This window comes from Spirosoma gilvum (assembly GCF_054776815.1).
Genome location: NZ_BAAHBH010000004.1, coordinates 643,363 through 667,701 on the forward strand (window position 1 = coordinate 643,363; position 24,339 = coordinate 667,701).

17 protein-coding genes are annotated in these 24,339 nt (G+C 44.8%); 9 read left to right on the top strand and 8 right to left on the bottom strand.

What is annotated here, in order from left to right:
• Nucleotides 1-3: 3 nt before the first annotated feature.
• The 7 genes from ACYVFD_RS14055 to recF all read right to left on the bottom strand — a co-directional run bounded on the left by ACYVFD_RS14055 (nt 4) and on the right by recF (nt 10,891).
• Nucleotides 4-1,302, bottom strand: a complete 1,299-nt coding sequence (locus ACYVFD_RS14055) for a metallophosphoesterase (RefSeq protein WP_461090789.1) — start codon at nt 1,300-1,302, stop codon at nt 4-6.
• Nucleotides 1,303-1,360: 58 nt separating this feature from the next.
• Nucleotides 1,361-2,698 carry a hypothetical protein gene (locus ACYVFD_RS14060; protein WP_461090790.1) on the bottom strand — a complete coding sequence of 446 codons (1,338 nt, stop codon included), beginning with the start codon at nt 2,696-2,698 and terminating at the stop codon, nt 1,361-1,363.
• A gap of 69 nt (nt 2,699-2,767) precedes the next feature.
• A complete protein-coding gene (locus tag ACYVFD_RS14065) occupies nt 2,768-6,202 on the bottom strand; it encodes an efflux RND transporter permease subunit (RefSeq protein WP_461090791.1) in 3,435 nt (1,144 codons plus the stop codon).
• 105 nt (nt 6,203-6,307) lie between these two features.
• Nucleotides 6,308-7,435, bottom strand: coding sequence for an efflux RND transporter periplasmic adaptor subunit (locus tag ACYVFD_RS14070; protein WP_461090793.1), 1,128 nt, complete (start codon nt 7,433-7,435; stop codon nt 6,308-6,310).
• Between the two features lie 116 nt (nt 7,436-7,551).
• Nucleotides 7,552-8,928, bottom strand: a complete 1,377-nt coding sequence (locus ACYVFD_RS14075) for a TolC family protein (protein ID WP_461090794.1) — start codon at nt 8,926-8,928, stop codon at nt 7,552-7,554.
• Nucleotides 8,915-9,529, bottom strand: coding sequence for a TetR/AcrR family transcriptional regulator (locus ACYVFD_RS14080; protein ID WP_461090795.1), 615 nt, complete (start codon nt 9,527-9,529; stop codon nt 8,915-8,917). The genes ACYVFD_RS14075 and ACYVFD_RS14080 overlap by 14 nt, the downstream gene beginning before the upstream one ends.
• Nucleotides 9,530-9,760: 231 nt before the next feature.
• Nucleotides 9,761-10,891, bottom strand: a complete 1,131-nt coding sequence (gene recF, locus ACYVFD_RS14085) for a DNA replication/repair protein RecF (RefSeq protein ID WP_461090820.1) — start codon at nt 10,889-10,891, stop codon at nt 9,761-9,763.
• Nucleotides 10,892-11,093: 202 nt separating this feature from the next.
• Between recF and pdhA the strand changes: the two genes are divergently transcribed.
• From pdhA to gldJ, 7 genes are all read left to right on the top strand, one after another.
• Entirely contained in the window at nt 11,094-12,152 is a 1,059-nt protein-coding gene (gene pdhA / locus ACYVFD_RS14090; RefSeq protein ID WP_461090797.1) for a pyruvate dehydrogenase (acetyl-transferring) E1 component subunit alpha, read from the top strand.
• A gap of 154 nt (nt 12,153-12,306) precedes the next feature.
• Entirely contained in the window at nt 12,307-13,245 is a 939-nt protein-coding gene (locus ACYVFD_RS14095; protein ID WP_461090798.1) for a ring-cleaving dioxygenase, read from the top strand.
• 78 nt (nt 13,246-13,323) lie between these two features.
• A complete protein-coding gene (locus tag ACYVFD_RS14100; protein WP_461090799.1) occupies nt 13,324-13,971 on the top strand; it encodes an alpha/beta hydrolase in 648 nt (215 codons plus the stop codon).
• Between the two features lie 12 nt (nt 13,972-13,983).
• Nucleotides 13,984-14,280, top strand: a complete 297-nt coding sequence (locus tag ACYVFD_RS14105) for a muconolactone Delta-isomerase family protein (protein WP_080059700.1) — start codon at nt 13,984-13,986, stop codon at nt 14,278-14,280.
• Nucleotides 14,281-14,471: 191 nt separating this feature from the next.
• Nucleotides 14,472-14,915 (top strand): barstar family protein, encoded by a 444-nt coding sequence (locus ACYVFD_RS14110; RefSeq protein WP_461090800.1) that lies wholly within the window; start codon nt 14,472-14,474, stop codon nt 14,913-14,915.
• 102 nt (nt 14,916-15,017) lie between these two features.
• A complete protein-coding gene (gene mfd, locus ACYVFD_RS14115; RefSeq protein WP_461090801.1) occupies nt 15,018-18,371 on the top strand; it encodes a transcription-repair coupling factor in 3,354 nt (1,117 codons plus the stop codon).
• Between the two features lie 123 nt (nt 18,372-18,494).
• Complete coding sequence (gene gldJ / locus ACYVFD_RS14120) at nt 18,495-19,751, top strand: gliding motility lipoprotein GldJ (protein ID WP_461090802.1); 1,257 nt, start codon at nt 18,495-18,497, stop codon at nt 19,749-19,751.
• Between the two features lie 93 nt (nt 19,752-19,844).
• Here the strand turns inward: gldJ and ACYVFD_RS14125 are convergent, their stop codons facing one another.
• Nucleotides 19,845-20,555 carry a ComF family protein gene (locus ACYVFD_RS14125; protein WP_461090803.1) on the bottom strand — a complete coding sequence of 237 codons (711 nt, stop codon included), beginning with the start codon at nt 20,553-20,555 and terminating at the stop codon, nt 19,845-19,847.
• 57 nt (nt 20,556-20,612) lie between these two features.
• Here ACYVFD_RS14125 and ACYVFD_RS14130 point away from each other — a divergent pair, with 57 nt between their 5' ends.
• Together ACYVFD_RS14130 and ACYVFD_RS14135 are read left to right on the top strand one after the other, a co-directional pair.
• Entirely contained in the window at nt 20,613-20,966 is a 354-nt protein-coding gene (locus ACYVFD_RS14130) for a hypothetical protein (RefSeq protein ID WP_461090804.1), read from the top strand.
• Nucleotides 20,967-20,985: 19 nt separating this feature from the next.
• Complete coding sequence (locus ACYVFD_RS14135) at nt 20,986-24,288, top strand: DUF4175 family protein (RefSeq protein WP_461090806.1); 3,303 nt, start codon at nt 20,986-20,988, stop codon at nt 24,286-24,288.
• Nucleotides 24,289-24,339: the final 51 nt, after the last annotated feature.

Genomic DNA, 24,339 nt, shown 5'->3' on the forward strand with positions numbered 1-24,339 from the left:
TAACTACGCTTTTACCAATTCGAAAATGGTAATCTCGGGAAGGATGCCCACCCGGCCAGGGTACCCAATATAGCCATAACCCCGGTTGACATACAGCCGCTGATCGCCCTCCTGATATAATCCAGCCCACTGGCGATAAAAGTACTGTGCCGGACTCCAGTGTACATCACCAATCTCGACACCGAACTGAGCACCATGCGTATGACCGCTGAAGGTAACGTCGATGTCCGAGTATTTTGGGCGCACTTCGGCATCCCAATGCGTGGGGTCGTGGGAGAGGAGGAGTTTAACAGGGTAATCGCTCGTGCCCTGGTAAGCTTTTGCCAGATTACCAGCGCGTAAGGCGGCCGGGCCAAAGCCAAGATTCTGGACACCAATCAGCGCGATTTTATCACCATTTTGTTCCAGAATTTTATGCTCATCCATCATTATGTTCCAGCCCATCTGTTTATGAGCCGCCACTACGTTCATTACGTTTTGACGTTCGGCCTGCGCACTCGGCCACCGTACGTATTTACCATAGTCGTGATTGCCCAGTGTTGAATAAACACCTAATGGGGCTTTTACTTTGTCGAATACGTCGATATAACTGTTCACTTCCTCGGCATGGCTGTTCACCAAATCACCGGTGAAAAACACAATATCCGGCTTCTGTTTCAGCAACAAATCTACTCCGCCCCGAACGGCCGTTTTGTTAAAAAAACTACCCGAATGAATGTCGGAAATCTGAGCAATCCTCATCCCATGAAAACCGGAAGGCAGATTTTTTAATGGAAGTTTAACCCTCCGGATACGGTAATCATGGGCACCCGACAGAATTCCCCAAGTGAAACCTACTAGTGGAACAGCACCCACAACCAGCGCGGTCTTCATCAGGAAATCGGACCGGGAGATGGCATCTTTCGGAATTCCATTTATAGTATCAGGAATGGTCTTTTGAGCTGAATCAACAACGGCTTCACGAATTTCGGGCTTATAGAAAAGCGAAACTATCCACCGAAAAAAACGGCCAATGTCATCAATGAAGATGATGAGCATAGCGAAAATCTTCGAAAAATAGGGGATAGCAATAGCCGCCCATAGAAAGGTTCGGGTATTTCGGCTGATGGAATCAGGTGGAATCAATTGCATGGCTACGTAGAGTACCAGCGAGAGGGCCGTAAATCCCCAAAAAATAAGGGTAATGACACGCTGAGTACCTTCCGTTGCTGTTCGGCTAAGTGTTTTAACCGCCTGGAATACGTACCAGTCGATCAGGAGGAGAATAGCAGGAAGTATAAAAAACAGGGTAGTACGATTCATGTAGTTATAAGCTAATAGGTGGCTAACGGAATGAACATTCGTAAAGTTTTAAATGCAACTACTCACCTTTCTGAAATTCAATGATATGCTCCGACATATACTCACTTTTTTCGGGTTTAATATTCTTGATGAATAACCTGGCGCGCTGACCTAGCCGTAAGCAGGTGTTTTTGTTTTTAATGTCTTCGGGAGTATTCATGGGTTGGAGCGACGGATACCAAAGAAAATAGCCCGGCTTATCAAGCAGTAACGTTGGCTTTGTCCAGGCTTGCGATTGAAGTTTTTCGCCCAAATCTTTGTTCGGGTTGAATGAAATATAAATACTACTCCCAGCCCATGATGGTCCCGTTGCCTTTGCCATCAGCATGACCCAGCTATTCAGGTAGGTATTCCAGCTAACTGATGGTCCCCAGTGAAACCCCGCTGCTGCGCCAGCAGCGGGCCCTCCCCCTGAATCCATCGGAATCTGTAAGGAAGCAACTGGAGTACCTACACCGTTGTAGGGCGCATTGAAGCCTTTACCATCCCACCGACGAGCTTTACCAACCGGATTGTCAAGGTCACTTAGCCGGATTCGAGCCATGCTAATGCACTGTCCACTCCATTCTTTTCGAGGATCATAGCCTTTTTCTCCATACTGCCCCGGATAACCATATTCCCCGTAGAAAAGGTATAGGTAGTCGCCACTAGCCACGGCCGACGGGTCGCCCACGCCACCGGCAAAGGTTTTCGATGTATTATGCGGCTTCAGAATCATCCGAGCTTGCAGGTCTTCGATAAATATGCCCTTGTTCTCCCACGATTTTCCACCATCTGTCGATTTCATAATACCGATACGGCAAACGGCGGCTGGCGATGTTGGACCCGTTATTCCCTGCGGCCACTTTTCGGCTTTATAGCCTTCGCCAGTGGATGAATTATACGGTAAGGTAGCAGGGTAGTTTTCGTTATGATAAACAGCATACAACGTTCGGCCCGACTGATCTTTTACATCCTGATACACCGTCTCGAACCAAACGGCACCGTGCAAACCTGGTGCGTTCACGGGTGCATTTTTTGGCATTATGGGCTCATGAAAATCGATCGCTTTACTCGCGAATGCTTCTTCGGCGTGACGTCCGTCGGCGTATTTCAAATCGCGGGCATTACCCCATAGAGGATCTTCGCCATATTTACCTGGAAAAATCCGAAACGTATCGCCAACCCAGACTTCGGCCATGTTACAGTCGACAAATGAATTGAACAGGGCTTTTTTCGCTGGAATCAATCGGTAAGTTGGTGGGTTCGCCAACGTGTCGGTTGCGTTTTTCTTATTCGAGCACGCTGCCAGCATTGCTACTGTCAAAATCAAGATTGATGGATAATTAGCCAGACTTTTCATTACCCTTTTTTCCATTAGAGTTGGATCTAAAAAACAATGTCAACGAGTAAAACCCGTTGACATTGATACCTACTACTTTAATCGTTATACTAATTCTTCTTGTGGTTCTTCTTCAGGCTCAAGAGCCGGATCTTTTTTACCAAACCACTTCATCCGAATCCGTTCATTGATCCAATACATACACGGTACGATCACAAGTGTCAGCACGGTGGAGAAGGTCAGACCAAAGATGATGGTCCAGGCCAGAATGTTCCAGAATACCGAACTGTCGCCACCAATGATCAGGTGAGGATCAAAATCGCGGAATAAACCGACGAAATCGACAGTGATACCGAAGGCTAGGGGAATCAGCCCTAACACAGCCGCTGAGGCTGTCAGCAATACAGGTGTAAGACGGATACCACCCGCTTCTATGATGGCTTCGCGCAAGGGAATACCCCGTCCGCGCAACTCTTCAATGAACTCGATCAGCAGGATACCGTTTTTCACCACAATACCTGCCAGGGCAATAATACCAACCCCCGACATGATAATGGAGAACTCTTTATTGAAGACTACGAAACCAAGCAGCACCCCAATCAGCGAAAACAGGATAGTAACGAAGATAATCAGCGGCTTAACGACCGAGTTAAACTGGGTCGACATGATTAAGTAAATGAGCAGCAAAGCGATCAGGAAGGCAGCACTCAGGAAGTTCATCGATTCCTGTTGGTCTTCCTGTTCACCGCCCATTTTCACGGTATAGCCATTGGGTACTTCCATCTGGTTTACAACCTGCTGAATCTGCGCTACAATCTGATTGGCATTATAGCCCGGAACTACATCTGAACTAAGGGTTACGACTCGTTCCTGATTCTTCCGGTTAATCTGGCTAAACGTAGTCGAGTAGCTGATATTTGCTACCGACGTGATCGGTACCTGCCGTAATTGACCTCCCATTACCATATCCCGATACACGATATTCAGGCTTAGTAGCCGATCAATCTGGCTACGATCGTCCTGTTTAAGACGTACCATAATTGGGTACTCATCTTTGGCATCGCGGAATTTCGATACTTCCAGCCCAAACAGAGCTGTCCGAATCGCCATGGCAATCTGTCCTGACGAAATCCCTTCGCGTTCGGCTTTTTCGCGGTCGATATCAATGACGATTTCAGGTTTATTTGTAATCAGATCCGACTTCAACTGGTCGATCCCTTTAATACCTGCTTTCGCAATAGCCTGTTTAACCTGCTTTTCCAGCTTTTTCAGCTCATTGAATTCCTCACCCGCAATTTCAACGGCAATTGGCTTACCTGTTGGCGGACCGTTAGACTCTCGTTCAACCGAGATTTCACTACCCGGCAATCCGCGCATGGCCGAACGAACTTTTGCCAGCAACGAATCGGTCGAGATACCGTGTCGGAATTCATTCGGTACAAACGCAACGGTTACTTTAGACTTATGGGGCGTTGCCGACCGATCGGGATTCTGTGGGTCGCCAGCATTTTTACCAACGTTCGAAATAACTGAGTTGACAATATCCGTTGCCTTGTTCTCATCAAGGATTTTAAATACACGCTTCTCAATAACTTTCGTTACAGAATCCGTTACCCGGGCATCGGTTCCTACCGGCATTACGTTGTAGACGTAAATATAATCTGGCTCACCGCTGGGGAAAAACAGCACTTTGGGTTTGGCAATACCGACAATAATAAACGTCACAATCAGTAAACCAAATCCGGCTAAGATGGCAAATACCGGGCGCCAGCCATGCAAAATCCAGGAAATCAGACTACGATAGCCATGCTTCAGCCTGGGAAGCAAGTTCTCCTGGAACGGCACAATCAGTTTCGGTGTCAGAACGAAGTGGTTGAAGACGTACAGAATCAGGAACAGAACAAATAGGTTTCCAATACCCCGATCGATCACATAACCTATTCCCGCCAGGACAGCCAAAATCAGCACTGGGCGCTTAATCTGCTGAAACGTTGGTTTTTCGTCATGACCGCTTTCGTCATGCCGTTTCATGAATGTAACGGCAAACACCGGGTTAATCACATAAGCCACAAACAACGACGCAAACAGGGTCAGAATAAGTGTGAGCGGCAGAAATTTCATGAACTCACCTACAATACCTGGCCAGAACAGAAGCGGAAAGAACGGAGCAATCGTGGTCATGGTACCCGACAGTACAGGCCCAAATACCTCACCAGCAGCGGCTTTCACAGCCTGTCTGATGTTCCATTCTTTATGCTGATTAAAGAGCCGGTGAGCGTTTTCAATTACCACAATGGCATCATCTACCACAAGTCCTAAGCCCAGAAGGAAGGCAAAGAGTACCATGATGTTCAATGTGAACGACGTACCTACAATTGGCCCCAGAACTGGCATCATCATAAAGGCTACCAGCGCCGATAGGGGTACCGACAAGCCTACGAAAATGGCATCGCGAACACCCATGAAGAACATCAGAACGAGTACCACGAAAATGAATCCTAGTACAACGGTATTGACCAGGTCGTTCACACTCTCGCGGGTACGCTCCGACTGGTCGGCCGTGATTTTCACGCTTAGACCTGGTGGAAAGTGAGATTCTTCGTACTCTTTAATCGTATGTTCAATCCGGTCGGCTGCTGAAATCAGGTTCGCACCTGCCCGTTTGATCACGTTCAGTGTCACGACCGACTTATTGTTCAGGCGAGCGAAATCCAGTTGTTCTTCAAAGTTATCCCGAACATCGGCAATGTCGCCCAGCCGAACCGTAGCACCGGTCGCCGTCCGAATTTGCAGGTTTTGAAGCTGCGACACATCCGTAAATTCACCTTTTACGCGCACCGTCCGACGAACACCATCCACGTTGAGTTCACCACCCGACACGTTGATATTTTCGCCCTGAATAGCCTGTTGAATATCCGTAAAAGCCAGGCCAGCCGACTGCATCCGGGGTAAATCGACGTTGATCTGAATTTCACGAGTTAAGGCACCAACGATATCGACACGACGGATTTCGGGCATCCCTTCAATCACATCCTGTAAATCCTCGGCATATTCCTTCAGTTGCTTCAGAGAGAAATTACCCGCCATATTAATATTCATAATGGGCATTTCCGAAATATCAACATCCTGCGCCGTTGGGCCCGCATCCAGCTTTTGTGGCAAGTCGGGTTTGGCTTTGTCGATCGCATCCCGAACACGTTGTAATGCTTCAGCCGATTCAACATCTGGGTTAAATTCGACCAGAATAACCGAAACGTCCTGTAAGGCATTCGATTTAATCCGCTTCACACCCGAAACGGACTTCAATTGCTTCTCAATCTGTTTATTGATAGTATTTTCAATATCGGCAGGAGCGGTTCCTACATACACCGTATTGATGTAGACCTGTGGGATTTTGATATCTGGAAACTGCTCTTTCGGCATGTTATTGTAAACATACAGCCCACCCAACGTAATCAGGAAAGTGAAGATGTAAATAGCCGTCCGGTTTTCAACGCACCAGTTGGTAAATCCGAGGGTTTTATAATGTTCTAATTTCATACATCGTGGTCATTAATGGTCATTGATTGGCATTGATTGGCATACAATTGTCTCTATCTCGTTATCGATAAATGACAATCTATGACAACGAGTGCCGATTCATGACTAAAAACTGATTAGTTGTCCATCAACCAAATCCTGATAGCCAGCCGTAACGATCTGATCGCCCGCCTGTAACCCTTGCGTCACCTCAATCTGGCCTCCGTACGATTGCCCCGTTTTTACCGTCTTCGCTTTTGCCATCTTCTTTCCACCTTCGTTCACAGCTACATAAACCAATTGTCCATTTTCTGTATCCTGAATTAGATTTTGATTAATAACAATGGCTTTAGCCTGTGTCTTATCGTTGATCTTGACACGAGCCAGCATATTCGGCTTCAATGCGTTGTCAGAAGGTAGGGGTGCTTCAATCAAGAACGTACGGCTGGACGGATCTACCGTAGTCGATACAAATGAGATCGTCGAATTTAGGGTGCGGTTCAGGTCCGGAAACTCAATCTGTACGCCATCCCCTTTCCGAACACTTCCCGAATAGGTATCCGATACTTTCGCGACCACTTTCAATTGCGATAGATTGACAACACGTACCAGACCTACGCCAGGCATTGCTGATTGGCCTACTTTCACAACCACCTGATCAACAACGCCTGAAATAGGCGCCGTAACCGTTGATTGATTTATCTGTGCATTAAGCGTTGCCAATCGGCGCTCAAGCGATTCCTTATTGGTCTTCGCCTGTAGGTATTGCATCTCGGTGCCGATTTGCTGCTTCCAGAGGTTCGCCTGTTTTTCGTACATCGTATTAGCCAGTGTGAGTTGCGTTTTAAGTTCGGCTATCGACTCACGCAGCAGTTCATCATCGACCTTGGCAATAGGCTGTCCGGCCCGCACATTATCACCTTCTTTCACATAAACAGCGGTAATAACGCCACCCGATTTTGGCGATACCTGCACATTGTTCTTCGCATCGATAGTGCCTTGCAATTCTACAAAGTGCCGAAATGTCGTAGCGGCTACAGGAGCTACTGTTACATCTTTTACCCGAACATCTTCCTGCTTGTTGGGGTCAAGTTTGGCTAACTCTGTTTCCAGACCTTTAATCTTAGTAGTTAGCTCAGCCTGTTGTGATTTCAACTCGGTTAGTTCATCACGTTTGCTTTGCAAGTCAGATTTTTTTTCCTGTGAGCAGGCGGCTAATAAGCTCACTAAGGCAATTAAGTAGTATGGTTTCATAGTGTTTGTGAACTGAATAATGCAGCGTATAAAATGACTAATGCTCTTCATTTCAGATCATTACTCATCGGTACATGCTTCATTATCCATTATCATTTTATAGTATTCATTAAAAATTATTGTCCTGTATAGAGCTTACCGCTGGCTTTGTCGGCGTCGACTTTAGTTTGCAGGAAGTTGTAAAGCGAGGCAAAGTAGTTGGTCTGCGCCTGACGATAGGAGTTCTCTGCATCCAGTACTTCAATGTTCGAACCCACACCTTCCTGATATTTGATCTTGGCTACCCGCGCTACTTCCTGCGCCAGATCAACGTTCCGCTTTTGAGTACGTAAGGTTTGTAAGCTATTTCCAAGCGTAATACTTGCCTGACGAATCTGTAGGTCGATCGAGTTTTTTAGCAACTGAGCACTGTTCTGCGCTTTCTGTAGCGTAAATCGTTTCTGCTGTGCCTGGTACTTCTTCTGAAATCCATCAAAAACAGGAACCGATAGGTTGATACCTACTATGGATGAGTTGAACCAGGGCGATACAAATAAATCGCCAAAGCTATTACGTCCTGTATTGTAGCCATAGTTAATAAAGGCTGTTAACCGGGGGTAGTACTGCTTGGCGATGTTTTGCAAATCCAGATCAGCCAGTTGAATCTGCGACTGGAGCGTTGAGAACTCAATGCGTTGATTATAATCAAACTCAGTCGCAGCCTTCAGATTTTCACGATCCAGGGCATCCAGGTCGATGTCCTGAATTTGCTCAGTCAGTGTGATATTATCATTGATACCCAGACCCATCTGAAACTTAAGTAGGTAATAACTTAAGTCGACCAGATTCTTGACATTTTGTCGCTCGGCTTTTAGGTTATTTACCTGTACTTCCAGTCGACTCACATCAATCTTTTCGGCAAATCCCTGCTTGTTAAGTCCCACTGTATTTTGATACAGGGTATCTACCCGGGCTATATTTAAGTCAAGCAGTTTTATTTGTTGCTCATTGACCAATACACCATAGTAGGCTTTCGCAACCTGCTCAGCTACTGTAATTTTCGAGGCTGTAATGTTTTTTTGAGACAACTGCCGATACGTCTCAGCCGCTTTTAACCCTAGCCGATACGATGCATCGAACAATAGTTGGTTAAGGGTACCCGTCAAATTGCTCGAATAGTTAACCCCAAATTGAACCGCAATTGGAGGAGCATCGGCAGGCGCATTAGGATTACCGAACTGCGCCGGTAAGAAAACCCGCTGAATAATCAGGTTGTCTGAAAGAGACCCCGCGACACTGATCTGCGGTAACGCTACTCCACGTACTTCCTGAATACGGGCTTCGGAGCTTAGGGCATCCAGGCCGGCATTCTTGATGTTGATGTTGTTTTGAATGGCGAACTGAATGGCTTCATTCAGTGAGAAATCCTGTTTGGTTTGGGCTAGCAATGTTCCAGAACCCACCAACGTGAGCAGCCAGATTGCCATGGCCGTTCGTATATTATTGAACCTCATGATTGTACTGATTAACATATTGATTATAAATGGTGAAGCCTTTTTCTGTCAACATTCCCCGTACAAAATGATGCATGAGTTCGTACTGAATTTGTTGCATAGTATACTGATCTGTTGGAAATATATCATTGTTGAAAGCTAATTCTATTTGCTCGACTCGTAAACGGGCTAAAATACCGGGATTAAGATCGGATCGGTATAGGCCTTGTTCAATACCTTTTTGAATATTTTCAAGAATAGAGCGTAAGACTTCACCCTCTTTGTACTGTTTGAAAAGCGCAAAAGCTTGAGGGTAATGCCGTTTCATGTCAATTAGTAGATTAGGACTCACTTTATCGGCGTTTTTTTGAATCATCGCCAAAACGTTCATAATCTCTGCTACCGGGTTTTCGGCTTCAATTGCCAGACATGCTATTTCGGAGTGATCTCTACCAAATTTATCCTGAATAACCTGCGATAAAATCTGCTCTTTATCCGTAAAATGCTGGTAGATTGTCTTTTTTGAAATCCCTAATTGTTTTGCTATATCCTCCATTGTTACGGATCGAATACCGTACCGCCAGAAGAGCCGTTCTGCCTCTGCCAGGATCCTTTGTTTCATCAAAAAATAGAACTTTTGCTAGATGAACTTTGGAAACTCAAATATAGTTCGTGGTTTCCAGAATATGTTTATTCTATATGATGAACGGCCTAAAAAGGGGAGTGAAACAACCGAATTTACCGACGAACTCCGGCAGGTTTCGACAAACTCGGACGGGTAGATTGGTACCAGCTTTTGCGTTAGAGGCAATAACAAAGCTAAATGTGGGGCTTTTTATAACTTTTTGGTAGATTAGACGCCTATTCTGCCCTGCCCAATCTCGAAGAAACGTACATCGGCCTGAACCCTGTTTAGGAGTTCGCGCGTACGCTCCGGGCGAGCATCTGTGACGAAGATCTGTCCAAATGCCCCTTCATCCATCTGCTGAATCAGCTTACCTATACGTCGGTCGTCCAGTTTATCGAAGATGTCATCCAGCAGTAAAATGGGCTTAACCTTTTTTTCTTCTTCGAGTGAATCGAACTGGGCCAGTTTCAGCGCAATTACAAATGTTTTCTGCTGCCCTTGCGAGCCAAATTTCTTCAGGGGGACTGATTGCCCGGTGCCGTTATCGATCAGAAAGATATAGTCGTCTTTATGAATGCCCATTGTTGTTCGTTGCAAAACGGTGTCTCGCCGACGAAAATGACGAAATTCTTCTGCAAAGCCTGGGTTGCTCACTTCCGATTCATATACAATCGATACCTCTTCACGACCATCACTCAGGTACGCATAATGCTCCCGAAACCCAGGCATGAATTCGTCGACAAACTGTTTTCGGCGATCATGTATTTTTTGTCCCAAATCGAGCAGCGGGTAATCGTAGGTATCCAACATATCATTGTCGACCTGGTTTCGCTCGGCAAACAGTTTGAGCAAACTATTACGCTGTTTCAGAATTTGCTGATACATTAAATAATTCTGTAAGTAATCAGCATCCATCTGAGAAAGTACACCATCGAAAAACTGCCGCCGTTCTTCGCTATGCTCACGCACCAAATCCGTATCGTTGGGGGCAATCAGCACTACGGGGAATCGGCCTATGTGTTCACTAAAGCGTTCATACGGCTTTTTGTCGGCCATCAGCACTTTACGCTGCCCTCGCTGTACGCTAATCGTAATCTGAACCCGAACCGGATGGCCGCCATGCTCATGTTCTTCGAAAATTCCATCGATTATGAAGTAATCTTCATCGTGAAGAATGCTGAATGCATCCTGGTTCTGGAAAGCACTTTTGCTTAGTGCCAGAAAATAAATAGCATCCAACAGATTGGTTTTACCGCTTCCATTTGGCCCTACGATCACATTTACCTGTTGCCCAAATGAATATCGGGCGTCTTCGTAATTTTTAAAATTGGTAAGGCTCAGTTTTTCGAGGTACATAGATGTAGCGCATAACGCGATAATGCGTAATTTCGCGGCTGTCAATTGCTTAATTAGATTACCAATCCGAATGAGCAATTGTATTGGCAACAAAGATACAGTCGGTTTGTTGTAGAAACAGACTCTCTATTCAGTTGGCATTGGCTGGCTGTTTGAAATTATCAATCACCAGCGATTGTCAATTTTATCGAACATACTCCTCATGGCAAGCGTCAAAGAGAAAACCCCGTCGGGAAAACCCAACAAAAATGGTCAGGCTCCGGCAGCCGCAAAAATGCAGCATCCGAAAGAGCGGTATATGTACTGGTATGAGTCGATGCAGTTGCAACGGAAATTCGAGGAGAAAGCCGGGCAACTCTACGGTCAGCAGAAAATCCGGGGCTTCTGTCATCTATATATTGGTCAGGAAGCCTGCTCGTCAGGTTCCTATACTGCCTTAACAAAAGACGACAAATGGATAACCGCTTATCGTGACCATGGTATCCCACTGGCGCTGGGTTCCGATCCTAAAGCGATCATGGCTGAGTTATTTGCCAAGCAGACCGGTTCTTCGAAGGGCAAAGGCGGTTCGATGCACATCTTCGATAAGTCGGTCAATTTTGTGGGTGGACATGGTATTGTTGGCGCGCAGATTCCAATGGGTGCTGGCATCGGTTTCGCTGAGAAATATAATAAGACCAAAAACCTCTGCATCACCTTCATGGGCGATGGCGCTGTTCGGCAGGGTGCTTTGCACGAAGCGTTCAACATGGCCATGCTCTGGAAAATCCCAGTCATCTTCGTCGTTGAAAATAACGGCTATGCGATGGGTACCTCGGTAGCTCGTACATCCAACGTGACAGACCTGTATACATTGGCAGAAGCGTATGATATGCCGGCTGAGCCTGTTGATGCCATGAGTGTTGAAGCCGTACACGAAGCCGTTAGTCGCGCTGCTGAGCGGGCCCGTGCTGGCGAAGGTCCTACCTTCCTCGAATTCCGTACCTATCGGTATCGGGGACACTCCATGTCAGATCCTCAGAAATATCGGTCTAAAGACGAAGTTGAAGAGTATAAGCAGCGAGATCCAATTGAGCAGGTTAAAGCTGCAATTCTGGAGAAAGGCCTTGCTACCGAAGAAGAGCTTGCCGCTATTGATCAGAAGATAAAAGGAATTGTTGATGAATCGGTAAAATTTGCGGAAGAGTCTCCTTATCCTCCCGCTGAAGAAGCCTTCAAAGATGTATACATGCAAAAAGATTATCCGTTTCTTCACGAGTAGTCTTCTTTTGTTTCCTTTACAACCAATGTCCAGATCGCTACATCTGGGCATTTTTTTTGGAACAATTTGCAAAAATTAATTGTATATACATTAAATGTCGATACATTTAAACTGAATTTAATCAATTTCACCCTCTAACTCATTTTTCAGACGTATGGAAACGCTCATCAATGGCCTTCACCACGTAACCACCTTAGCTGGCGATACGCAACGCAATGTCGATTACTACACAGATATTCTTGGACTGCGGCTGGTCAAAAAAACGGTCAACTTCGATGCTCCTGATGTGTACCATTTATATTATGGTAATGAGACAGGTTCGCCAGGCACCATTCTGACATTCTTTCCCTATGGTCAAATACCACGTGGCCGGAAGGGTGTAGGCCAATTAACGTACACCGCTTTCTCGGCTCCGACCGCATCGATGAGTTTCTGGATGGATCGCCTGCATGAACGAAACATTCCGTATGCTGGTCCTTATAAACGTTTCACCGAAACGTACCTCCGGTTTGAAGATTTCGACGGTATGGGCATTGAACTGGTCTTCAATGATGACGATAAACGGCCGGGTTGGGACAATGGCCGTATCCCGGCTGAGTATGCCATCCGAGGTTTTTATACCGTTACCCTGAATGAATTAAGAACCGACCGAACCATAACATTATTAACCGATCTGATGCAACATACATTAATAGGAGAGGAGGAGGGTCGATTCCGGTTTAAAGCTGGTGAGGGTGGTCCCGGAAATTATGTAGACGTTCTGCATTCGCCCAAAGACGTTCACGCTTTACAGGGTGCGGGCTCGGTTCACCACGTGGCTTTCTCGACCAATACGGACGAAACCCAGTTAATCATTCAACAACAATTGGCCGAGGCTGGTTATCATGTTACGCCCGTTCAGGATCGAAATTACTTCCATAGTATTTACTTCCGCGAGCCGGGTGGTATTCTGTTTGAAGTGGCTACCAATCCTCCTGGATTTGCCGTCGATGAGCCTGTTTCGGAATTAGGTACTGGACTTAAACTGCCTCCACAATACGAAGCTCGTCGGGCAAAACTCATTACTGAATTGCCAGAGATAACTGTCAGATAATTTGTTTCAGGATTAGTGTTTCAAGTTATCCAACTCAAACTTGAAACACTAATCCTGAAACCTATAGCGAACGATATAATGCTACATAATCCTAATAACATCCGTACCGCTGGTGTGCCCCTGGAAGAAGCGTCGAAAGTAATGGTTTTGGTACACGGCCGTGGAGGCTCGGCACGAGATATATTATCCCTTTCGCAATACATTCAGGATAAAGATTTTGCCTTTATCGCACCGGAAGCTCAGGGGAATACCTGGTATCCTTACTCGTTCTTAAGTCCTATCCAAGCCAACGAACCTTATCTGTCATCAGCATTAGAAGTGCTGGCCAGCCTACGGGGTCGACTGCAATCTGATTTCAACTTCAAGCTACCTCAGATCTATTGGCTAGGCTTTTCACAGGGAGCCTGTCTGGCACTCGAATTTGTGGCTCGGAACGCTTCTGAATATGGTGGTGTTTTCGGATTAAGTGGTGGTCTGATTGGCCCTCCTGAAACACCCCGACAGTATGAAGGTTCGTTGATGAACACGCCGATTTTCTTGGGCTGTAGTGATGTCGATTCGCACATACCGAAAGAACGAGTCTTGGAGTCAGACGCTGTGTTTCGTGGAATGGGAGCAAAGGTCACGACTAAATTATATACAAATTTTCCGCACTCAATTAACGAAGATGAATTAAAGATTGTTAATTTGCTTATAGCCGGAGAAGAACCTCCAGCCAGTACTTAACACCTGTTGCCTATGAGCCAATATATGGTAGAGTTTGATCTTCCGCCTGTGATGGATGAAGGTTTCCAAAATCGGATTCCCGCCCAGCGGCTCAAAGTGGAAGAACTTATGGAAAAGGGCTTCCTCTTGTCGTACTCACTTTCGATTGATCGGCAAAAGCTCTGGTGTATTTTTAAAGCCGACTCTGAGTTAGAAGTCATGGAATCCATCTCTGAATTTCCGCTGATAAAATACATGACACCCATGATCACCGAGTTGATGTTTCACAATATGGTAGCCGCTCGAATACCTCTATTTTCACTGAACTAATTTCCACGAAAAACCCTTCAATTAGAAGGGTTTTTTATTGGCATAGTAATTGCACTTTTTCTTTAGCAATTTACTAAAAACACGTAAGTAACCAGCAAAAAACTGGTTACATAATGTTACAAGTTACTGATAATCAAGTTTCACGTGAAACAATTATCACTTTACTTATCACCTCTATTTTGTAAAAAGTCATGACACCAAATGTCCTGATTAGCCAATCCGAACAGGAGTTAGAAGCTCGGTTTGCAAACGATTTCATCGCTCATATAGACGGTAAAAATGCCTTAACGCTCCGTCAGTTTTATGAAGAGCTAGCCGACCTGTTAGAGATTCCAGACTTCGGATTTTCGCTTGAACATTTAAACGATTCGCTGAATGACTTGCAGTGGTTGGACGATGAGCGGATCGTACTTTATTTCACTCATACAGCAGACCTCATCAGCAAAGAACGAGACCCAGCCAAATTGGGAAATTTACTGAGTATAATGGATGCAACTGCCGAAGATTGGAAATGGATAGAGGATGAACAGGACGAGAAAAAGGAGATTGTCCTGGTCTTTGAAGATAGTCAACGTATCCGAAAACTGCTGGATAAGGAAGGAATTGATTACTTGGAATTATCCAAATTGAAATAAAGCCAAAACGCAACAAATTTCCCGAACCTGCTGTTACCTAACTATGCCGCCGGAATTTTTCTTCCAGCGGCTTTTCGTGTTTGACATACAACCTGTATTCGCTTGAAACCAGAAGAATTACTCGGTCTATATACCGACGATAGTTTCATAAAATTACTGGCCGAACCCTTCAGCCACAAAACGACTAACGAGCCTCAGCGGCTACAAATCAAAGGTCTGGCGGGTAGCCTGGATGCTGTCTTAGCCTCGGCGATTTACAAATCGGTTGGCGGGAATCACCTGTTTATTTTAACCGACCGCGATGAGACCGCTTATTTCTTTAACGACTTACAGAACCTACTCAGTCGGGAAGTTTTGTTATTTCCAATGTCGTATAAAAAGCCGTATCAATACGAAGAAATCGAGAATGCCAATGTGCTGATGCGGGCGGAAGTATTGAATAAGCTGAACCCCGCTCCTAAGGGCGGAATCGTGCTAGTAACGTATCCAGAAGCACTGTCTGAAAAAGTGATCAACAAACGTTCACTTCAGGCGAATACGTTGACAATTCGGGTAGGGGAGAAGCTCGATACTCATTTCGTTGCCGAACTACTTCAAACGTATGAATTTGAAAAAACCGATTTCGTCTACGAAGCGGGTCAGTTTTCAGTTCGTGGGGGAATCATTGATGTGTTTTCATTTGCCAGCGAGTATCCGTATCGAATCGATTTGTTCGATGATGAAGTAGAAAGCATTCGGAAATTTAACCCAGAATCTCAGCTTTCGACCGACCCAGTTGACTTTATCAACATTATCCCAAACATTCAGACAAAGCTGATTCAAGAGACGCGAGAGCCATTTTTTGATTTTTTGCCGGCTGATACAACCGTTTGGGCAAAGGACGTTGAATTTACGCTTGAAATAATTGAGAACAATTACGAGAAAGCAGAACAGAGCTTCGCTTCAGTTGTAGCCGGTAGCGGTGGTATTCAGGTCGTATCGGACCCAAATGAGTTGTTCGAAACACGTAGGTCGTTTCTGAATGAATTGAAACGCTTTCGCACTGTTGAATTTGGCCGCAAATTTTACTTTAAAACTGAAGGCCGACAACAGTATACATCAAAGCCACAGCCATCATTTAACAAGGATTTCAAACGTCTGATCGACACGCTGGCCGATAATCAGGCAAAAGGGTTTACCAATGTGATTGCCGCTGAATCGTTCAAACAGTTGGACCGTTTGCGAACAATCTTCGAAGAGCTGGACCCGTTTGTGAAGTTTCAGCCTATGAATATTGGGCTCCGAGAGGGCTATATCGACGATGTCCTGAAAATTGCCTGCTTCACCGATCACCAGATCTTTGATCGATATTATAAGTACCGCGTACAGGATAAGTTCTCAAAATCAAAAGCGCTTACATTACGTGAGCTTAAAACACTACAGCCCGGTGATTATGTGACCCACGTCGATCATGGCATTGGTCGCTTCGCCGGTTTGGAGAAAGTAGATCATGCCGGTAACGAGCAGGAAGCCATTCGGCTGATCTACCGCGACAATGATATTCTGCTAGTCAGTATTCATAGTCTGCATAAGATATCAAAGTACAGTGGTAGAGAAGGTGGGCCACCGGTGATGAGTAAACTGGGGTCGCAGGAGTGGGAACAGAAAAAATCACGAATTCGGAAGCAGGTTAAGGATATTGCCCGAGAATTGATTGCGCTGTATGCCAAGCGTCGGACAGCTCCAGGATATGCTTACAGTCGCGATAGTTTCTTACAGGCAGAACTTGAATCATCGTTCCTGTATGAAGATACACCCGATCAGGCGAAAGCGACCAACGATGTAAAAGACGATATGGAACGCCCGCATCCCATGGACCGATTGATTTGCGGTGATGTGGGCTTTGGCAAAACGGAAGTGGCCATAAGAGCCGCATTTAAAGCTGTATCAGACAATAAACAGGTAGCTATATTGGTGCCAACGACCATCCTGGCTATGCAGCACTTCAAAACGTTTTCGGAACGTATGGCTGATTTTCCCGTCAAAATCGATTACATCAACCGTTTCAGATCGGCCGGTCAGATCAAGGAAATTGTAAAAGGTGTGGCTTCGGGCGAGATTGGCATTCTGATTGGTACCCATCGAATTGTTAATAAAAACATCAAATTCAAGGACTTAGGGCTGCTGGTAATTGATGAGGAGCAAAAATTCGGTGTAAAAACTAAAGATCGTTTGAAAGAAATGCGGGTTGAGGTCGATGTATTGACACTGACAGCAACTCCGATTCCTAGAACACTCCATTTTTCGCTCATGGGTGCTCGTGACTTATCGGTCATCGCAACTCCACCGCCCAATCGTCAGCCGGTTACTACTGAAGTTCATCCATATAATGAAGCCGTCATTCGTGACGCTGTCAGCTATGAAATTAGACGAGGTGGACAAGTGTTCTTCGTTCATAATCGGGTTAACGACATTGAATCCATTGGTAACCTTATTATGCGGCTAGTGCCTGATGCACGGGTAGGTGTCGCGCATGGTCAAATGGAAGGCGACCGTCTGGAACGGATCATGACGCGATTCATTGAAGGCGACTATGATGTGCTGGTGTCAACCAATATCATCGAATCGGGTTTAGATATTCCAAACGCTAATACGATTCTAATCAACAATGCACACTACTTTGGCTTATCGGATTTGCATCAGATGCGGGGTAGAGTGGGGCGTTCGAACCGAAAGGCATTTTGTTATCTACTAACACCTCCGCCATCAGTGTTAACAGCCGATGCCCGCAAACGACTCCAGACTTTAGAAGATTTTTCGGACCTGGGTGAAGGCTTTAAAATTGCCATGCGGGATCTTGATATTCGCGGAGCAGGCAACTTGCTGGGTGCTGAACAAAGTGGCTTTATCAATGATCTCGGTTTCGAAATGTATCACAAAATACTGGATGAAGCCGTTCAGGAACTGCGTGAGAATGAGTTTAAAGACCTGTTTGAAACAAAGCCCGGTGACTTAAAACTTTCACTGCCGGATACAGTCATAGAAACTGACTTGCAGGTGGTAATTCCAGAAAGATATGTGTCCAATATATCGGAACGACTGGCGTTATATACTCGGCTAGATAGCTTACAAAACGATGAAGAGCTTCAGGCATTCCGACAAGAAATTATCGACCGGTTCGGGCCAATGCCGGAAGAAGTCAATAATCTGATTAAAATGGTTAATGTTCGCTGGAAAGCAGAGCAATTATACCTTGAAAAACTGACGATTAAGAATAATATCCTGAAAGGGTACTTCGTTTCTAACGGGAACGACGACTTCTTCCAGTCCAACCAATTTGGCAAGGTAATTGAGTATATCAAGCGAAACCCAACCAAATGTTCATTAAAAGAGTCGAAGGGACGGCCAATTTTTACCCATACTGATGTTTTCTCAGTAGAGCAGTTGGATGAAATTTTAGGCGCAATGACAAATTAAATGGCATAAGAAGTAAGATTTTGAGTTAAAAGTATACCTATACTCGGTACTCAAGCGTCTTACAACGAATGTCTTACAGCTTTTATCTTATTTTTGCACCTACGTTTTTACACAAATAGAGCAATGATTCAAAAGTATCACCTGCAACGAGCGGCTTATGTGCTGCTGGCAACGGCGGCCCTGGCATCCTGTAAGCCCAAGCACCCGACCAGTGTGCAACCCGGTAAGAAGAGTACGGCGACGGGAATTGCTTACAATCAGAAAGATGGTTTTCAGGTAAAGAAATTTGCAGGCCAAAAGGCGGGTCCAAACCTGGTCTTTATTGAGGGTGGTCGGTTTACGATGGGTGCCCTCGAAGAAGATGTAATGAATACTCGGGACAACCGCGAACGGACGGTTTCAATCCAATCGTTCTATATGGACGAAACGGAAATGGCTAACGTACACTACCTCGAATATCTGAACGCGATCACTCGCGATTCGTCGGAGGAAGTAGTAAAAGCGGCTTTGCCCGATACAACTGTTTGGTCAAATCCCTTGTCCTTCAACGACTCGTATGTAACTCAATATCTGCGGTATCCAGCCTTTCGGTATTATCCTGTTGTGGGTGTCTCGTGGGTACAGGCAAACGATTATGCAATCTGGCGGTCGAATGCAGTCAATAATGAACTTGCTAGAGGTAGTGTTAAGCAAAAGGGGGGAGGTTTTTCGCTGAAACGGAAATCGAAAAAAGCCGATGATGCTGCACTAGCAGAAGCAACAACGGCCGCACCAGCTAAACCAAGCCTGGAAAGTGGCACAATTTTGCCAGATTATCGTCTGCCAACGGAAGCAGAATGGGAATACGCAGCCAAGGCTCTCATAGGGACGCAATACATGGACGAGAATCAAATTAATCAGCGGATATATCCCTGGGACGGTTCTTCGGTTCGAAACCCGAAAAAAGGCCGGAAACAAGGGCAAATGCTGGCGAACTTCAAGCGTGGTCGGGGTGACTATGCCGGTATAGCAGGACGCTCAAATGACGGAGCTATTATCACAGCTGAAATTTACGCGTATCCTGCCAACGATTTCGGTCTGTATAACATGGCTGGCAACGTGAATGAATGGGTAATGGATGTATACCGTCCGCTGTCATATCAGGATGTAAACGACCTGAACCCAGTTCGTCGGAATGGCTATGTGGATGATGCCAAAAACTATGATACCAAGAATAAGCAGTCGTTGATCGATGATAAACTGCGTGTGTATAAAGGCGGTTCATGGAACGATGTAGCTTACTGGTTATCACCAGGTACCCGTCGTTTCCTGGATCAGGATTCAGCAACGGCTATGATTGGTTTCCGCTGCGCAATGATCGGTGTTGGTCGGAACAAATAGAAAACATACTCTTAATTAAAAAAACGGTCATTCAGAAATGGATGGCCGTTTTTTGTTGTCAAAATGAGGCAATAGAGCAAGGTGTATCAGAGCTTATTTGCCAGCAGTTGCCAGCGTCAGAACACTTACAGCCGTACAGCCAGCATTCAAAAGTTCAATTGCACATGCTTCGAGTGTGGCGCCAGTAGTCAGGACATCATCGACCACTAAAACATGCTTTCCTTTAATCGCATCAGGGTAAATCACTCTGAATACCGTTTTTACATTTTCCCAACGTTCTAAGCGATTTTTATGCGTTTGAGAGGACTTGAATCGCTGACGAACAAGCACATCTGTGCGAAATGGAATAGTAAGTGATTCGGCCAGTCCATCGGCAATCCAATCAGCTTGATTATAACCTCGTTGCTGTAATCGACTTTTGTGCAACGGAACGCCAAGAATTACGTCTATAGTTTCACCTATTGTACTTTCTGATTTCAATTGATGTCCATACCAACCTGCTATTTCTTTAGCAGCCTCTTTATGCCCTTTGTATTTAATTCCATGAATTAATTTTTGAACAATGCCTCCTTTATTAAAGTACATGTAAGATGCTAAAAATTGAACGGGCACTTTTCCGGCAAACTTATTGAGGAGATTTTGGTCGTATGGTTCACGATGCTGTCCTGTTTCGGGCAAATTTATTCGACAATGCGTACACAGTACTTTTTCGCTGAATCCCAGCGGGTTATTGCATCCTAAACACAATTGTGGAAAAAGCAGATCAACAAAATCAGTAAGTACAGGGCGAATAAATCGAAACATTACAAACCATCGTTAAATAATTGTAAAACATTGTAATTTAGAGAGAAGAATAATCCTATGGGCGCCAACGAGGAAAAAAGTATAGATAAAGAGTGGGAAGAGTTACTTGACCAATTAAGTCAGGTTGTTGGGAAGCGTCCAGCCGATCTCAATGCGGTATTATTTTTAATTGGTGTACAAGAGTTAGGAACAGGCCCAAAACGTTTCTCTAAGGAAGCAAAACAGGACTTAATGCATATTGCTGTTTGTCGAGTATTAAGTCTATCGGGGTACTACACACTTGATGGCTACGATAAGGATGGATGGCCTCAATGGACACTGGCAAAGCCTATTCCACCCGGTGACCTGTTGACGCAGGAGAATTTCTTAAAGCAGCACGTAATTCACTATTTCGAAACCTTATTTGTTTAACTGCTCAACCTGAATTTTTATGCAATCATCAGCCGCTTACACAACGTTGCTGCAACGCATTGATGAGTATAAGAAACGCTACTTCCAGAACCAGTTGGTGAAAGGCAGTTTGTTTTTTATTGCACTCATCGGCAGTGGCTATCTGTTTGTCAATACAGCAGAATTTATTGGCCGTTTCAGTTCAACGGGAAGAGGCATATTGTTCTTTAGCTTTCTTTTGACTGCTGTGGCTGGCTTATATTTTTTCATCGTCCGACCATTAATGAGTTTATACGGTCTCAACAGACCGTTGTCCAATGATGAAGCAGCTCGTCAGATCGGTACCTTTTTTCCTGAGGTAGGGGATAAGCTTCTGAATACGCTTCAACTACAACGTATCTCTTCCGACCAGAGTGATTTGCTTCAGGCCAGTTTGAACCAACGCTCGCAACAGTTATTAATAAATCGTTTTGCCAATGCAATTCAGATCAGTAAGAATCGCGAGTTCTTGAAATATGCGATTCCTCCACTAGCTTTAATTCTGTTAATTCTAGTGGTCAATCCTACCTTCTTTACGAAGTCATCGACGCGTCTGGTGAATTATGATAAAGACTTTGTTGAGGAAGCTCCCTTTCAATTTGTGGTTCAAAACAAATCGATGAAAGCCTTCCGCAATGAAGACTTTCCACTCACGGTAAAGCTTACAGGTGATGCACTTCCACAGGCAGTATATGTGGTTGCAAATGGAACCCGATTTAAGCTTGACCAATCTGGGGATAAGTTTACGTACAACTTTGATAATCTACAGCGTGATTTAGATTTTCATCTGGAGGCTGCAGGGTTCAACTCATCGGCTTATAAAGTCACACTGATCGATCGTCCTGCGGTATTGTCCTTCAATGTCCGACTCGATTACCCTGCTTATCTGAATAAACCAACCGAGCAATTATCCAATGTTGGAAACTTGCTGGTTCCCCAGGGAACAGTGGTTAATTGGGAGTTTGCTGCTGACCACACTGACTCGCTTTTGTTGCGTTTCAACACTGACCCTAAACCGACACCGGCTAAACTTGTAGACGATAATACATTTGTTTTGAATCGACGATTGATGCAAAATGCTGTCTATACTGTCTCACTAAAAAATGGTCAGGTTGCTGCTCCGTCTACGATTCAATATAATGTACAAGTCATACCCGACCGCTATCCGCAAATTTCAGTCGACCGGCTTCAGGACACAGTCACATACAATTATATAGCGCTTTCAGGTCTGGTTTCTGATGATTATGGCTTCTCGAAATTGAAGCTGAATTACAAGATTATTCACGGGAATCAGTCGTCCCCATTATATGTCAAAGACATTCCGGTCAATCATTCGACCACTTCGCAAAACTTTGTATATAACTGGTCGCTCGATAGTCTTAAGCTTGGTCAGGAAGATCGCTTGGAGTATTATGTTCAGGTATGGGACAACGATGGGGTGAATGGACCAAAGTCAAGCCGATCAAACCAACTCAACTTTGTTATCCCATCGAATGCTGAAATACAAAAGCAGGTTGACAAATCGGCTGAGAAAACGGAGCAGCAAATTGATAATGCACTCAGTAAAACGCAGGCTATAAAGAATGAGTTGAACCAGATGGAAGATCGGATGCGCACTAAAAAATCTTCCGATTTTCAGGATAAAAAACAACTTCAGGATATCCTCCAGAAGAGAGAAGAACTGCTCAAAGAGATTCAAAAGCTTCAGGAACAGTTTCAAAAAACCAACGATACCCAGCAGCGTTTTGCCCAGCAGAATCAGGCAATGCAGGATAAATTGGAGCAGCTTAAAAAACTTTTCAATGAACTTCTTGATCCAGAATCCAAGCAATTGTACGAACAACTGAAGCAATTGCTGGAGCGCAAACAAGATGAAAAAGCCTCTGACCTGCTTGACAAACTTAGCCGCAAAGAGCGCAATATGGAACGTGACCTGGACCGTGCTTTAAAGCTTTTCAAGCAAATGCAGCTTGAACAAAAAGTGAATAACATTGCTGAAAATCTAGAAAAGCAGGCTGAGAATTTAGAGAAGCAGGCACAGGAAAATGCCAAGAAAAATGAAACGTCTGAAGATCAGCAAAAGCAACAGGAGAAGTCTCAGGAGGATTTCAAAAACACGGAGGAGCAGTTAAAAGAGCTTGAAAAGCAAGCTGAAAAAGAAGATCTTTCCAAGCCTGAATCGTCGGAAAATGAGCAGAAGGAGATTGAGAAAGACATGGAGGATGCTTCCAAAAACATGAAGGACAATCAGGGTAAACAGGCGGCCTCCAAGCAACAGAAATCAGCAAAATCCATGCGGGCTATGAGTAAGGCCATGAAGGAATCTATGCAGTCTGCCGAGATGCAGGAGATGCAGGAAAATATGGATGACCTTCGAAATATTCTGGATAACCTCATCACGTTGTCTTTCGGACAGGAGCGTGTAATGAAAGATTTCCGGGGTATGAGCCTTCAGGACCCACGTGTTACAAAGCTTTCACAGGAGCAATTAAAACTTCAGGACGATGCCAAAATCATTGAAGACAGCCTTAATGCATTGGCCAGTCGGGTCGTTCAGATTCAATCCTTTGTAACGCGTGAGTTGACCAACATGAAGGGGTACATGGACGAAAGTGTCCAACAATTGCGCGAGCGTCGGTTGAGTATGGCTTCTTCTAAGCAACAATTTGCCATGACTTCGATCAATAATTTGGCTCTTATGCTGAGCGATGTGCTGAAAAATATGCAGCAACAAATGAATGCAATGGCCATGCCTGGAAAAGGAAAAGGCGGAAAGAAAGGCCAAAATCCGAGTGGTGTGGGTGAGATGCAGCAACAACTGAATGGTAAAATGCAGCAGCTTCAGAAAGGTGGAAAAACAGGTAGAGGTCTCTCTGAAGAGCTTTCACAAATGGCTGCCGAGCAAGCGATGATCCGTCAAATGTTGAAAAAGCTCGAAGAAAATGCGAAAGGAACAGAAGCTGGAAAACAGCAGGAAAAGCAGATTAAAGAATTAATGGAGAAGATGGATGAGTCAGAAACTGACCTGGTTAATAAGCGTGTGAATCAGAATTTGATTAATCGTCAACAAGAAATTCTCGTTCGTCTGCTTGAATCTGAGAAAGCTTTAAAGCAACAGGAAGAAGATCCTAAACGTCAGTCAGAGGCAGCGAAGTTAGCTAAACGAAGCACACCTGCTTTTTTTGACTCCACTAATCTTCAGAATAAAACGAAGCAAGTTGAAGTTTTACGCTCTGTTACCCCTAATTATAATCTATTTTATAAAAAGGAAGCTAATCAATATTTGCAAAAAGTAAGTAAGTAGTTTACTTCTTACACATTTAAAACCGCTGACTTGGCACAAAGGTCAGCGGTT